Source organism: Micromonospora trifolii (assembly GCF_022229005.1).
Classification (GTDB): Bacteria; Actinomycetota; Actinomycetes; order Mycobacteriales; family Micromonosporaceae; genus Micromonospora; species Micromonospora trifolii.
The window spans coordinates 172,571-184,881 of record NZ_JAKKFD010000003.1 but is presented as its reverse complement, the minus strand read 5'-3'; the positions used below and the strand labels follow the sequence as shown (position 1 = coordinate 184,881).

Genomic DNA, 12,311 nt, shown 5'->3' with positions numbered 1-12,311 from the left:
TGTCGGGCTCAGTCGCCCCGGCCCGCCGTCACGAAGGCGCTCACCCGGTCCCGCCAGGCCCGGTGGTCGAACGACTCCCGGGCCCGCGACCGGGCCGCCCCGCTCATCGCCGTCCACTCCTCGTCGCGCAGCCGCAGCGCCCGCTCGACCGCCGACCGGACATCGTCCGGCCCGTTGCCGTCGAGCACCAATCCCTCGACCCCGTCGTGGACGTAGACGGCGAGGTCACTGGTGTGGTTGAGCAGCACCGGGCATCCGGCGGCGAGACTCTCCGGCACCTTGGAGGGAAACCCGTTGGCCGCGTACCCGCCGGTGGGGCGGACCAGCATCGAGAAGTGCGACTCCGACAGCAGGGTCAGCACGGTCTCGCGCGGAACGCGGCCGAGGAACCGCACGTCGGCCGAGACCGCGTCCAGCACCCCGACGTCCAGGTCGGAGTGGGCGGCGGCGTCGGCGGCACTGACCCCGGCGATGGTGAGGCTGACCCGCCGCTGGTGCTCCGGGGCGAGCCGGCTGATCCCCCGCAGAATCACGTCGAGCATGTCCTTGCGCCCGGGGGTGCCGGCGTAGAGCAGCCGCAGGCCGTCACTGATCGGGGGTGCCTGCGGTGGCCGGAACTCGTCGCAGTCCACCTGCGGCGGCACCACCAGCACGTCCAGGCCGTGGCCCGTCAGGTAGTCGGCCAACGTGGTGGAGACCGCCGTGGCCCGGCCGACGAGCCGGGTCGCCAGGAACGTCGACCAGCGGTGCCGGACGAAGTACGGGGTGAGCCAGCCGCGGCGGAACTGGCGCCGGTCGTGCCGCTCGCTGGCGTCCACCACCACCGGGCACCGCAGCACGAGGCGCAGGGTCGCCCAGTTGCCGAGGGTCAGCAGGGCCATCGGCAACAGCACGACACTCACCTCACCGCGACCCACGCCGACCCGGCGGACGGCCCGCAGCACCCGCAGCGGTCGGGCCAGTCGGGCCGACGCGCGGGTGAGGTGGTGCCGACCCCGGATTCGCAGGGTCACCAGGTCGATGCCGGCCACGCGGGGCTGCCCGGCCGGGAAGGCCACCTCGCAGGGCCAGTCGTTGACCACCAGCGTGTACGCGCCGTCGGGCGCGGCGGACCGGGCGAGTTGCAACAGGCGATTGGAGGTGGCGTCCCCGTGTGGAAAGGCGTACGCGCCCACCAGCAGCGGACGGGGTCGGTCGGCCCGCCCGGTCGACCCCGCGTCCCGGCGCGGTCGCCGGCCGATCACAGTCGTCTGATCGTTCATCTCTCTCCCCGTGTCGAGAAGGCCGGCGGCCGGGGTGGCACCGGGTGGTGCGGGCGGCCCGACGCCCACCGTCGGTAGATCGTCAGGTGGGTGGCGGCCGCCGTGTCGATGGCGAAGACGCTCCCCCCGAACCGCTCCGCCGCCGCCGAGGCCGAGGTCTGCTCGGTGTACGACGCCGCCGCGCACACCGCGCTCGCCCACCGCCGCGGCGGGGCGTCGGTGTCGACGATGGTCACGCCGGGCAGGTGCTCGTCGATGAAGCGCACCCCCGGCAGGTCGGCGGCCACCGTGCCGACGCCCAGGGCGATGGGCTCCAGCACACCCCCGGGCAGCCCCTCCAGGCAGGACGGGTGGACCACCACGTCGGCCTGGCTCAACAGCCCGCCCACGTCGTCGCGTGGGCCCAGCAGGTGCACCCGGTCGGCGAGACCGGCGGCTGCCGCCGCCACCCGGACGCGCTCGTCGTCGGCGTCGTCGCCCGGCCCGATGAGGACGGCGTGGGCCTCCACTCCCCGGGCCCGCAGCTCGGCGAGGATCGGCGGCAGGAGCCAGCGTCGCTTCTCCGGCGAAGCCCGGCCGACGCTGACGCAGACCAGTTCGGCCGGGCGTGCGCCGATCAACTCGCGTAGGTCGTCAGGGCTGGGGTGGCGCAGCCGGTCCAGGTCGAGTCCGTTGAGGACCACCTGGCAGCGCGGGTCGTCGCGCCAGCGCGGATCGTAGGCGAAGGTGAGCGAGCTGGGCGAGACGCCGAGGATGTCGGTGGCGGAGACCCGCAGCAGCCGTTTGCAGATCCAGCGGTAGACGCGTCGGCGCAGGTTGCGGTGCTGGTTGTCGTCCCCCCGGAAGTGGGCGACGCGGACGGGCACACCGCACAGGGCGGCGAGCGCGAGCAGCACCCCGGAGAAGTTGGCGCAGTCGACGTGCACCACGTCCGGGCGCAGCCGCCGCAGCAGGCCCAGGAAGCGGGTGGCGAAGCGGAGGTCCAGCGGGATCGGTGTGACGGTGCCGCCGTGCCGGCTGACCACACCGGCCAGCGGACCGGGACCGATCCGGTCGCTGAGCGTCACCAGGTGCACCTGGACGCCGGCCGTGGAGAGCCGGGGCAGCAGTTCGGCGGTCCGCATCTCGGTGCCGCCGAAGTTCAGCTCGCCGACGACCCGCAGTACCCGGCACTGTCCGGTCACGTCGGCTCTCCCCTGCGCAGCGCCCGGCGGTATCCCACAAGCACGGCCGGCCACATGGTGAGCACGTACGCGACGCTGGCCGCCACCGGCAGGCCGGCGAGGCCGAACCGCCGCAGTGCCCAGACCTTGAGCGCGGTCGCCAGCAGCAGGAACGTGGCCCAGCCGACGAACTGCGGCCGGAGCAACCCGATGCTGTTCTGCACCAGGATCAGCGGAGAGGTGACAGCGATCAGGAGGGACCAGCTCGCCAGCCCGACCAGGACGCTGACCGGGATCTCGGTGCGATCGATGCCGCCCACCCACAGGTCGATCAGCCGGTGGCCGTAGCCGACCAGCAGCACCCCGACCGCCCCCACGATCACCCCGTAGAGCAGCACCATGCGGCGCGTGTTGCGGCGCACCCAGGCCACCTCGCCTCGCGCCAGAGCGGCGCCGTTGACCGGCCAGACCGTCATACCGACCAACCCGACGAAGATCGAGAGGACGCCGAACAGCTTCCCCACCACCGCGTAGTGCGCTGCCGTGGTGGGCCCGAGGACGTTCGCGACCAGCGGGCTGTCCACGTTCAGCGCGATCGCCGACATGGTGGTGAGCGCGAAGAACCGCAGACCCAGCCGGAGCAGACCGACGGCGGTGGCCCGGTGCACGAGTTTCGGGCCCGGCCGCCGGCCGCGATCCTGCAACAAGAAGTAGGTCACGCAGTTGAGCAGGTTGGTCACCGGCACCGCCAGCACCGCGCAGGCGATGACCGCCAGTGGTTGCCACCCGGCGGCGATGGCGCCGAGCACTGCCGCCATGGCCGCCAGCGCCCCCGCCGACTGCCAGATGTTGCTCTGCACCACCTGGCCACGGGCGTACTGGATGCGCTGGATCAGCGAGAGCGGAATGTTGACCACGAAGGCGCCGAAGCAGAGCAGGACCAGGGCGGACGCCTCCGCGGCGACACCCGGGTCAGTGACGTTGAACAGCGCGGCCCAGGGCACCACGGGGGCGACCAGCACGAGACCCGCCAGCAGCGCCACCGCGACCACGCCGAGGGTGGCGAACGCGCTGGAGACCTCCCGGGCCTGTTGCCGGGGGTCGTCGGCCAGGTGACTGAGCCGGGTGAGCAGCCCGTTGCCCAGCCCCAGATCGGCGAACCACGCCATCCCGGTGAGGGCGGTGACAGCCATCCACAGGCCGTACCGCTGGTCGCCGAGGAACCGGAAGCAGGCCGGGGTGATGACCAGGGGGGCGGCCAGGCCGATACCCTTCGCCACCATCGCGGCGGCGATGCCCACGGTGACCGTGCGATCCCGATCCCTCGACGCCGCAGGGGTCGGCGCGCCGGGCGCGACAGTGGTGCCGGCGGGTGGCGCGTCGGCCTGCACCGCCGCCACCGGGGCCACCGGCTCCGGTACGGCCCGACTCGCTGCCCGGGGGGTCACCGAGGCACGGCGGCTACGGCACGCTCGGCGTCCAACCGACCGGCCATCCACTCGACTGTCGCGCGTAGGCCCTCCGCACGGGCGACCGGTGCGACGTTCGGGAACAGCTGCCGCAGCGTGGCGTTGTCGGCCAGGGAGTGCGCGACGTCGCCGGTCCGCGGCGGCGCGTACTCGCGGGCGATCGGCCTGCCGCACAACCACTCAAGCTCGTCGAGGACCCGCAACAGGCTGGCCCGGGCGCCGAAGGCTAGGTTCACCGGATGGGGGTGGTGCACCCGGCGGCGGACCGCGTCGAGGATGACGTCGCAGACCGTACCGACGTAGGTGAAGTCGCGCGACTGGGTCCCGTCGCCGTGCACCACGGCGGGCTCGTCGCGCAGGGCGGCGTGCACGAAGCGGGGAATCACTGCCGCGTACGCGTGGTCGTGCCGCTGGCCCGGGCCGAACACGTTGAAGAAGCGGAAGGCCATCGTCGGCAGCCCGAACGACGCCTGGTGGGCCAGGGCGTACGCCTCGGTGGCGAGCTTGCTGGCCGCGTACGGGCTCATCGGGCGGGTCCAGGTCAGCTCGGTCTTGGGCAGCGCCGGGTTCATGCCGTACACCGACGAGGAGGAGGCGACGAGGACGTGCCCGACCCGGTGTCGCCGGGCGGCCTCCAACACCATCAGCGTGCCTGTCGCGTTCGCGTGGTGGGAGGCCAACGGGTCGCTCAGCGAGCGGGGGACGCTGGGCAGCGCGGCCAGGTGGACCACCGCCTCGCAGCCCGCCATCGCGACGTCCAGGGCGGCCTCGTCCAGGATCGAACCCTCGATCAGCTCGACGTCCAGGCCGTCGAGGTTGGCCCGCAGCCCGACCGAGAGGTCGTCGAGGACGGTGACCCCACCGACTGTGGGATCGACCATCGCGGCGCGGGCCAGGTTGGACCCGATGAAACCGGCTCCGCCGGTGATCAGAATGCGCATGAAACCCCCCGTATACGCCAGAACACCTGTTCATCGACTGAACACGGGCCGCGTGACGGCGACGGCGGCAAATTCACCCTGTCCGGGTGCTGACCGGGAAAACGGCCCCCTTGCTCCGACGGCGCACAGTGAGGTCGTCGTCAGTGCGTTCACGGTGGAGGTGCCGACAATGCCCGAGCTGATCGTCTACCGGTCCAACGCCCTGATGTCCGTCCGGTCGCGCTTCGACAGCACCCGGGACCTGGTCATGCCGGCCAACCTCGCGTACGCCGAGGCGATGGTCGGCATGTGGCACTCCGGTCTCCCCCAGGTCACGCTGGTGCCCTCGACCGCCACCGACGCCCAGGTGTGGCCGGTGATGTCCGCCGTCGGGACGAAGATCCACGACACGTCCGACGACAACTGCCCGATCAACACCGGCTGGTCGTACGTCGGCGGCAACCACGGCTACAACGTCGGCAACCAGATCGTCGTCACCAACCACGGCAAGACGACAGTCGACGTGGGCTCGCAGTGGACCGACGGGACACGCACCTTCACCCTGCTGGCCATCACCAACGCGGACAGCCTGCTCTTCGGCAACCCGTACACGATCATCGACGGCATCGCGCAGGGCGCCCGGGTCAAGCCGGCAGCGCCCCTCACCCACCTCTCCGGGGCGACCCACACGACCACAGTGCCGATCACGGGTCTGACTCCCGACGTGCAGATCCGCCCGGCCACCCACTCCCACACGGTGACTGTCGAACTCGACGGACGACCGGTGCCCGACGGCCGGTTCACCGGGCAGGAGCTGACGATCCGGGAGTCGTACCTGATCCCGTCCTACCAGGGGATGATCGATACCGCCCGGACGAACATCGGCACGCCCATCGCCACGATCATGTCGCGGATACCGTCCCTGTGCCGCATCTCGAACGTCTACCGCTGGTCGCAGGGCGGTCTGCTGGTCGGACAGACGGTGGCCGCGCTGGAGCGGTTCACAGTGAACGCCGGGGTGACCCAGTGCCATCCGCTGACCCCGGTGGCCGGAGGCACCCGTCGGCAGTTCATGCCGAACGTGGGCACGGCCGGCGGCCTGAACTGGTCGGGGTGGGCGAACATCGACACGTTGCCCGCCCTCACCGACTTCACCCCGGCGACCCTCACGAACCCGCTGATGCCGGCGAGCAGCATGACCCAGTGGGTGTTGAACAGCGGCCAGGTCCAGCAGTGGGGCATCGCCGTCGGGTTGCTGCCGGTCGCCGACGGGATGCCCGAGATCCGATCCGGGCACACCACCGCGAAGAGCTGGTTCATCACCTCCAGCCTGAGGAAGAACTACCCCCAGTTGGTGTGGGGCCGCACCCTCGAGGCCGGCGAGTCGGTGACCGGCACCGCCTACCGCCGCTACCTGGCGCCGCCCTCGGCGGCCACCGAGATCGTGGTGTCGGACTCCACAGACGACTTCGTGATGATCGAACGGGTCGACGCCGTCGCCCAGACCCAGATGGCGGCGCCGGAGCTGTTCCACCGGCTGCTGGTCCCGGCCGGCCCGACGAACCTCACAGTGCCGGACCGGGTCGCCGCAGGCGGGATCTCGTACGGCATGCCTGTCCCCACCGGGTACGGCATGTGGCGCGCGGAGCCCGGCAAGGCGCGGGTGGGGCCGCTACCCGGGGCGACCTGCCCGCGCGGCAGTTACTTCCTCCTCCTCGCCGGCCCGACCCAGCAGGTCACCTACACCGGCACCTACCAGTCGCTGCTGCTGCACCCGGTGTACCTGGCGGAGCCCACTCCGGTCGACCGGGCGTGCGTCGAGGTCACAGTGGCGGGCACCGGGGTGGTGCGGCACGGCGTGTACGCCCACGACCCGACGACCGGTCGTCCCGCCGTCCTCGGCCCGATCGCCGACTTCGGCAGCGTCGACGTCACGGCAGTGGGTGTCCAGGAGTCGGTGTTGGCCGTCCCCGTGGTGCTGCCCGCCGGCTGGCACTGGTACGGGCACGCCTGGCAGAGCAGCGGCGTCACCCCGCCCACGTTGCGGGCCAGCAGCGCCGGCGGCGCCACCACCCTCAACCTCGGCACCAGTTCCGCGGCGATGACCGGGGACCGGTTCGGTTACGAGGTGACCGGGACGACCGGCGCGTTGGCGGCGATCACCATCGCCGGCGTGCACCAACTGCCGCCACCACGGGTCGCGTACCGACGGGCCTGAGCGGGCGGTCGCGGCCGGCGTGTGGGGTCAGACGGTGGTCACCCCGTAGATCCTCTTCATCGCCTCGTGCTTCTCCGGAACGGGAAGGTGCCCGATGCCCAGCGACTTGGCCTGCAACCGTTCGAGGTACTCGTCGGTGGTCCGCAGCGGTCGCGCCGGAACACCGGCCGCCACCGTGTTGTCCGGGATGTCGCGCGTGACGATCGAGCCCGCCCCGATGACGCACCGGTTTCCGATGGAGACGCCGGCCAGGATCATCGACCGCATACCGATGTAGACGTCGTCGCCGATCGTGATCGGGGCGGTCCAGTCCAGGTCGGGGTGGTCCTTGCGCAGGATCAGCGTGCCACCGTCGTGGGTGACGAACTGCACCTCGGAGGTGATGTAGACGTTGTTCCCGATGGTGATCAGCCACGGCTCCGAGCCGAACATCGCCCGGCTGATCCCGTAGAACCTGACCCGTCCGGTCAGCTTCACCCCCAGGGACCGCGCGAACGCCTCGGGGTCACGGGTGGCGGCCAGGTGGTCCTGGACTCGCCGGACCATCGTACGAACGCGACTGGGCACGTGCTGTCCTCGCTCATCGGGGCCTACCGGGGTGGCGGGCGGCGGACCCGCCCACGCGGGCCCGCCATTGCAACGACGCAGTTCCAGCCCGAGTGACGCGCTCGCGGCGAGCCGGATCAGGCGCAGAACCGTCGGGCATGGTCCAGCACGTTGAGTTCCCGGAGCTGCTGTCGCCAGAGCCGGTACCGCCGGCCCGCGGTCTCCTTCGCCTCGGCGCGCTCCCCGGCGGACCGGTCGGCCAGCCGGTCGAGGGCCTCGCTCAGCGCTGCCGCCGTGGCCGGTCGGACCACCGCTCCCCCGCCCGTGGCGATCAACTCGCTGAACGGCGTCGCGTCGGAGCAGACCACCGGGCAGCCGGACGCGAGGCTCTCCAGGATGACGTGCCCGTAGTTCTCGCCCAGCGTGGGGAAGAGGAAGGCGTCGTATCGGCTGAAGGTCTCCATCACCTCGTCCGCCGGAAGTTCCCCGAGGTAGCGGACCCGGACATGGTCGGGCATCGCGTCGATGAGACGTCGGCAGCGCGCCCAGTACTGCTCGTCCTCCCGCGGACCGTAGATGTCGAACTCGAGCGGGTGCGTGGTGCCGGCGACCGCCTCCAACGCCCTGGTGAGGTTCTTCATCGGGGAGATCCGGCCGACGAACACCAACCGCGGCGGCCCGCCGTGCGCGACGGCCCGGGGCGCCGGCTGCTCAGGGATCGGGCACTCGTTGCCGTTCACCATGATCTGCGCCCATGGCATGGTGGCGCGGATCTGGTGCTCCTCCAGCCGGCTGCACGCCTGCCACCGCACGTCGAGCCGACGCAGGAGCGGGGCCCAGACCGCCAGGAAGAGCCGCTTCTTGCGTGCCTTGATGGCGAGCGCGCCGGGTGAGAGCTCGCCGCGCGGGGCCAGCATGATGGCGCGGACACGCACCAGTCGCAGCGCCACCGCCAGGATCGGCAGCACCGAGAAGAGCGACCAGAGGCTGTTGACGTACATCAGGTCGAGCGGGCGGGACCTGATGTGCCGCGCCAGGCGGACCCAGTGCCGCAGCGCGAACGGGCCGAGGTAGAAGACACCGCAGCGGTCGTCGCGGCGTACCAGTCGTCCGGACAGGCCCGGGTAGGGTGCGGTCGAGGAGAGGTCCCGGTCTCCGGTGACCAGTGTGACGTCAAGGTCGTCCGGCAGGGTGTCGAGGATGAACCGCAGGGACCGGATCGGCCCGCCGCCACGAAAACCCGGCTCGAACACGCGAGCGGTGGCGAGCACCCGGTACCCCGTCGTGGTCGCGGATCGCCCCCTCGGTGTTCCGGTCCTGTCGGGGAGACGTGTCCTTGCCAGCTCGTTCACCTTCGGCTCACCTTCCAGAATGCTGTCCCGGCGTCGGCGCGGGCACACCGGCACCTGGAGCGCGCGAGGGTTGGCCAGGGCGCCGGGACTCACCCGTCACCATCGGCACCGGTAACCGGTTGCGATGACGGAGAGCGGCCAGCGTTCTCCGTAGCCGAGGGAGCCGCGGTTGACGACCGACGTAGTGATCGTAGGCACCGGTGGGATGGGCCGTGAGGTATATGGGGTTATTCGCCTCTTGAACACCATTTCGGACAATGCACCGCCGTGGCAGGTGCTGGGATTCGTCGACGACTACCCCACCGAGCCCAACGTCGAGTCGGTGCACCGCCTCGGCGTTGCCTTCCTCGGCCCGACCCGGTGGCTGGCCGCCCAACCGGCCAGCACCCACGTGGTGCTCGGCGTCGGGCATCCCCGGCTGCGCCGCGAGACCGACCAGGCCATCGCCCGGTACGGCCTGCCGGCGGCCACTGTGGTGCACCCGGCCGCGGAGATCGGGCCCGACTGCGTCCACCAGCAGGGGCTGTTCGCCGCCGGCGGCGCCCGGGTGACGACGAACGTGCTGCTGGGGCGGCACGTGCACCTCAACCAGAACTGCACTGTGGGGCACGACAGCGTGCTCGGTGACTACGTGTCGGTCAATCCGCTCGCCGCGGTCTCCGGATACTGCCGGCTGGAGGACGGCGTTCTGGTGGGCACCACTGCCGCGATCCTGCCGAAGCTGACAGTCGGCCGGGACGCCACAGTGGGCGCCGGCGCCTGCGTGACCCGCGACGTCGCCCCGGGCGTCGTGGTCACTGGTGTGCCGGCCCGGCCGACGGACCGGTCAGCGGCGGATGCCCGCCCAGTCGTGATGGCGGCGCACAGTCGACAGGATGAAGTCGACCACCCGGCGTGACGTGTCGGGGACCTGGTAGTCGAGCGGGCAGGCGACCGAGCCCTCGGCCACCTGCGCCACCACCACCCGGATGGCCTCGACGACCCCGTCGGGCTCCAGGCCGGTCATCACGATCGCCCCGCTGTCCAGCGCCTCCGGACGCTCGATGGACTCGCGCAGGGTCACCGCCGGGAAGCCGAGAATCGCCGCCTCCTCGCTGACGGTGCCGCTGTCGGAGAGGGTGCACCGGGCATTCCGTTGCAGGGTCACGTAGTCGAAGAAGCCGAACGGCTCGTGGAAGGCCACGCCGTCCAGGTGCAGGCCGTCGCCCGCGAGCGCCTCCAGCCGTTTGCGGGTACGCGGGTGCGTGGAGACCAGCAGCGGCAGCCGCCACTCGTCGCGGACCACCCGCAGGCATTCCAGCAACCGACGGAGCCGGTCCGGGTGGTCGACGTTCTCCTGCCGGTGCGCGCTGACGACGAAGTAGCCGCCCGGTTCGAGTTCGAGTTGGGCCAGCACCGTGGACCGCTCGATCTGCCGTCGGTAGTGGTCGAGCACCTCACGCATGGGTGAGCCGGTGTGCAGGATGCGGCGCGGGTGCAGCCCCTCGGCGAGCAGGTTGCGCCGGGCGTGCTCCGAGTAGACCAGGTTGAAGTCGGCGATGTGGTCGACCATGCACCGGTTGGTCTCCTCCGGCACGTTCAGGTCGAAGCAGCGGTTGCCGGCCTCCATGTGGTAGACCGGCACGTTCATCCGCCGGGCCATCAGTGCGGAGATCGCGCTGTTGGTGTCACCGAGCACCAGCAGCGCGTCCGGGCGCAGCTCGGCGATCGCCTTCTCGGTGCCGACCAGGACGGCGCCGAGGAGACTGCCGAGCGACTGGGTGTCGGCGCGCAGGAAGAGATCCGGCGCTCGGACCCCCAACTCGCTGAAGAAGACATCGGAGAGGGAGGGGTCCCAGTTCTGCCCCGTGTGCACCAACGTGTGGTCCACGGTCCGGTCGAGTGCGTCGATCACCCGGGCCAGCCTGATGATCTCCGGCCTGGTCCCGACGACGGTCATCACGCGGGTCACTTGACGCCTCCTGGTGGCAGTTGTACGGATTCAGCCCGCTGGGCGGGCAGGGGGCAGGGGTCCCGGTACGCCGGGTCGCGAATCACTCGCCATGCCTGGTCGAGGACGCTGACCGGAGCCCTGCTCGCCCGCCACCGGCGGTAGGCGGCTCCCGCCTCGACCCGGGCCGCGTGCCGCTGCTCGGGGGTGGCGGTCGCCACCTGGGTGACGAGTGCGCCCAGCGCCGGCGCGGTCAGCTCGCTGAGGACCAGCCCACCGCCGTCGCGCAGCACCGCCGTCCACGGTGTCCGGTCCGAGCAGAGCACCGGACAGGACGCGGAGAGGCTCTCGGCGATGGCGTTGCCGTAGTTCTCTCCCCGGGTGGGCATGACGAAGGCGTCGTAGCGGGAGAAGGTCGTGCGCACCTGCTCGGGAGGCAGCTCACCCCGGTAGCTGACGGCAACCGAGTCGGGCAGTTCGGCAAGGTGCTCCCGGCAGCGTCGCCAGTACGCCTCGTCCTCCACCGGGCCGTAGATGTCCAGCCGCACCGGCACCGGAACGAAGGCGAGCGAGGCCAGCACCAGGTCGAGGTTCTTCATGGGCGAGATCCGCCCGATGAAGACCAGCCGCGCGTGGTGGGTGGCGGGTATCTCGACCGGGGCCTCTTCCGGCTCGGGGCCCCGGCTGACCGCGACGACCCCGATCCGCGCCCGGGGCAGCACCCGCTGGATGTCGTTGGCCTCGACCGGTGTGGTGGCGTGCCACAACACCCGCTGGTCGAGCAGCATCCACCGCCAGGCCGTCAGGAAGATCCGCTTGCGGAGTCGGTGCACCCGCAGGGCGGCCGCGCCGAACTCGCCTCGGGGGGCGACCAGGATGCGACCCACCCGCAGCAGACCGAGCCGGGCCGCGGCCATGGGCAGGATCGAGAAGGTCGACCAGACGCTGTTGACGTAGAGCAGGTCGAAACGGCCGGCGCGCAGCGAGCGCCAGAGCGACAGCCAGTGCCCCGGCTGCCGCACACCGAGATAGAAGACATTCGTCCGCCCGACCCGGGCCCAGCGACCGGAGAGCCCCGGATAGGGGTCTCGGCATCCGAGGTCGCGGTCCCGGGTCAACATGGACGTCTCAATGTCGTCACTGGCCAGGGCGAGCACTTCGGAAATGGACCGGACCGGCCCGCCGGCCCGCCAACCGGGAGCGAAATAACCGGCGGTCACAAGGACGTGGAATTTGTTCTCGTCGACAGTCGCCGGTCTTTCTCGGGTGTCCGCCGCGGGGGTGGGGTCGCCGGCCATCCTCGCTCCTCGCTCGTGCCACAGGATCGATTCACCTAACGATCGAAGGCTCGATCCGTGACTGAGTCATTCTCTGAACTGCCCCGCGAAAAATAAACTCCGCCAGTTACTTCAGGGCCGCCGACACCGATAGGGATATGAGGAACCGCGGGG

The 12,311-nt window shown here is 71.2% G+C and carries 10 protein-coding genes; 2 read left to right on the top strand and 8 right to left on the bottom strand.

Annotated features, from left to right (window positions below):
• Positions 1 to 8: 8 nt before the first annotated feature.
• From NIE79_RS03520 to NIE79_RS03505, 4 genes are read right to left on the bottom strand one after another with little or no spacing between them, the layout of a single operon-like run.
• Positions 9 to 1,262 carry a glycosyltransferase gene (locus NIE79_RS03520; protein ID WP_238677165.1) on the bottom strand — a complete coding sequence of 418 codons (1,254 nt, stop codon included), beginning with the start codon at positions 1,260 to 1,262 and terminating at the stop codon, positions 9 to 11.
• Positions 1,259 to 2,446: a glycosyltransferase family 4 protein gene (locus tag NIE79_RS03515; protein ID WP_238677164.1), complete on the bottom strand. Its 1,188-nt coding sequence runs from the start codon at positions 2,444 to 2,446 to the stop codon at positions 1,259 to 1,261. The genes NIE79_RS03520 and NIE79_RS03515 overlap by 4 nt, the downstream gene beginning before the upstream one ends.
• Positions 2,443 to 3,873, bottom strand: coding sequence for a lipopolysaccharide biosynthesis protein (locus NIE79_RS03510; RefSeq protein WP_238677163.1), 1,431 nt, complete (start codon positions 3,871 to 3,873; stop codon positions 2,443 to 2,445). The genes NIE79_RS03515 and NIE79_RS03510 overlap by 4 nt, the downstream gene beginning before the upstream one ends.
• Entirely contained in the window at positions 3,870 to 4,835 is a 966-nt protein-coding gene (locus NIE79_RS03505; protein WP_238677162.1) for an NAD-dependent epimerase/dehydratase family protein, read from the bottom strand. The genes NIE79_RS03510 and NIE79_RS03505 overlap by 4 nt, the downstream gene beginning before the upstream one ends.
• Before the next feature lie 169 nt (positions 4,836 to 5,004).
• Between NIE79_RS03505 and NIE79_RS03500 the strand changes: the two genes are divergently transcribed.
• Positions 5,005 to 7,032, top strand: a complete 2,028-nt coding sequence (locus NIE79_RS03500; RefSeq protein WP_238677161.1) for a hypothetical protein — start codon at positions 5,005 to 5,007, stop codon at positions 7,030 to 7,032.
• Positions 7,033 to 7,059: 27 nt separating this feature from the next.
• Here the strand turns inward: NIE79_RS03500 and NIE79_RS03495 are convergent, their stop codons facing one another.
• Both NIE79_RS03495 and NIE79_RS33940 read right to left on the bottom strand, forming a co-directional pair.
• The gene (locus NIE79_RS03495) at positions 7,060 to 7,578 is read right to left on the bottom strand and encodes an acyltransferase (RefSeq protein ID WP_238677160.1); all 519 of its coding nucleotides are present in this window, start codon (positions 7,576 to 7,578) and stop codon (positions 7,060 to 7,062) included.
• Between the two features lie 137 nt (positions 7,579 to 7,715).
• Positions 7,716 to 8,849, bottom strand: coding sequence for a glycosyltransferase (locus tag NIE79_RS33940; protein ID WP_238677159.1), 1,134 nt, complete (start codon positions 8,847 to 8,849; stop codon positions 7,716 to 7,718).
• Between the two features lie 265 nt (positions 8,850 to 9,114).
• Here NIE79_RS33940 and NIE79_RS03485 point away from each other — a divergent pair, with 265 nt between their 5' ends.
• On the top strand, positions 9,115 to 9,828 hold the full coding sequence (locus NIE79_RS03485) for an acetyltransferase (protein ID WP_308193129.1): 714 nt from the start codon (positions 9,115 to 9,117) through the stop codon (positions 9,826 to 9,828).
• Here NIE79_RS03485 and wecB read toward each other — a convergent pair.
• Complete coding sequence (gene wecB / locus NIE79_RS03480; protein ID WP_238677157.1) at positions 9,757 to 10,881, bottom strand: non-hydrolyzing UDP-N-acetylglucosamine 2-epimerase; 1,125 nt, start codon at positions 10,879 to 10,881, stop codon at positions 9,757 to 9,759. The two genes, NIE79_RS03485 and wecB, sit on opposite strands and share 72 nt — an antisense overlap.
• Complete coding sequence (locus NIE79_RS03475) at positions 10,878 to 12,158, bottom strand: glycosyltransferase family 4 protein (RefSeq protein ID WP_238677156.1); 1,281 nt, start codon at positions 12,156 to 12,158, stop codon at positions 10,878 to 10,880. Before NIE79_RS03475 ends, wecB begins: the two co-directional genes overlap by 4 nt.
• Between the last annotated feature and the right edge of the window lie 153 nt (positions 12,159 to 12,311).